This is a genomic window from Colwellia sp., assembly GCF_013214175.1.
Lineage (GTDB): Bacteria > Pseudomonadota > Gammaproteobacteria > Enterobacterales > Alteromonadaceae > Colwellia.
In genome coordinates, this window is the sequence record NZ_JABSPA010000019.1 from 1 (window position 1) to 1,778 (window position 1,778).

1 protein-coding gene is annotated in these 1,778 nt (G+C 40.5%); it reads right to left on the reverse strand.

Annotation, left to right across the window (positions count from 1 at the left end; genetic code table 11):
* Window positions 1-1,778 (reverse strand): hypothetical protein (locus HRT55_RS20940; protein WP_291624398.1); only part of this gene is annotated, 1,778 nt, incomplete at both ends.

The following is a 1,778-nucleotide window of genomic DNA, read 5'->3' on the forward strand; positions in this document are numbered from 1 at the left end:
TTACCGTGCCAAGCATTAAGCTATCAACACCTACACCACCACTGATTAACCCAGTAATGTTATCCATCAAGGTTAGGGTGAAGTCATCAGCCTGGTTACCACCAGTTAAGGTATTAAAGTTAACAAAATTAACTTCATCTGCGGTGCCGTCGTTTATTACACCTTTATTTTCTGCTGTGATTAACCAAGTATTAGCTATATTGCTCGCGGTTAAGGTATTACTGCCGGTGCCAGTAATCGTTTCAATGCCAGAGATATCTGTGCCGATTACAACCGTTTGATTTACCGTGCCAAGCATTAAGCTATCAACACCTACACCACCACTGATTAACCCAGTAATGTTATCCATCAAGGTTAGGGTGAAGTCATCAGCCTGGTTACCACCAGTTAAGGTATTAAAGTTAACAAAATTAACTTCATCTGCGGTGCCGTCGTTTATTACACCTTTATTTTCTGCTGTGATTAACCAAGTATTAGCTATATTGCTCGCGGTTAAGGTATTACTGCCGGTGCCGGTAACCGTTTCAATGCTGGAAATATCGGTACCGATTACAACGGATTGATTTACCGTACCAAGTATTAAGCTATCTACACCTGCGCCACCACTGATTAACCCCGTAATGTTATCCATCAAGGTTAGGCTGAAGTCATCTGCCTGGTTACCACCGGTAAGTTTATCAAAGTTAACAAAGTTAACTTCATTAATCGTGCCGTCGTTTATTACACCTTGGTCTGTTGTATTTATTAACCAAGTATTATCGATATTACTCGCGGTTAAAGTATTACTGCCTGTGCCGGTAACCGTTTCAATGCCAGAGATATCTGTGCCGATAACGACGGATTGATTTACTGTATTGAGTGTTAAGGTGTCATCACCTAAACCACCACTGATTAACCCGGTAATGTTATCCATCAAGGTTAGGGTGAAGTCATCTACTTGGTTACCACCGGTAAGTTTGTCAAAGTTAACAAAGTTAACCTCGTTCGCGGTACCGTTGTTAATTACACCTTGGTCTGTGGTATTTATTAACCAAGTATTATCGATATTGCTCGCGATTAAAGTATTGCTACCAATGCCAGTAAGCGTTTCAATGCTGGAAATATCTGTACCGATTTCAACCGTTTGATTCACTGTGCTAAGCGTTAAAGTATCTTCACCTATGCCACCACTGATTAATCCGGTGATATTATTCATCAAGGCCAAAGTGAAGTCATCCACTTGGTTGCCACCCGTCAGATTCGCAAAACCAATAAATTTAAGTGTGTCATCGACGGTAGTGTAAACACCATCATTTATACCACTACTATCTATACCATCAGCATCTTCCACTTTAGAAATAGCCCAAAGACTATCAACATCTTGGCCAATCAAAGTACTGGTCAAGTTATTGCCAACAATACCTGCAAAACTTAAATAACTACTGACTGCTATATCATTGGTTAATGCAGAAACATCCGCCCATTCATTGGCCATACCCGTAAGGTAAGATTCAATACCCGAGAAATCACCTACATAGGTCTCATCCGGTGTAGGGTCTGTATTACCCTGCGTTAATGAAGATATCGCATCAGTAAATGTCCATGTATTTTTAACACCTACACGAGCAGAAAGACTATCAACACCTGCGCCATTTCCTCCAATAAGCGTATCTACATTACCCGTAGCACCCATAACAAAATCATCATTACCCGTGCCACCAATTAAGGCATTAAAATTAACAAAATTAACTTCATCTGCGGTGCCGTCGTTTATTACACCTTTATTTTCTGCTGTGATT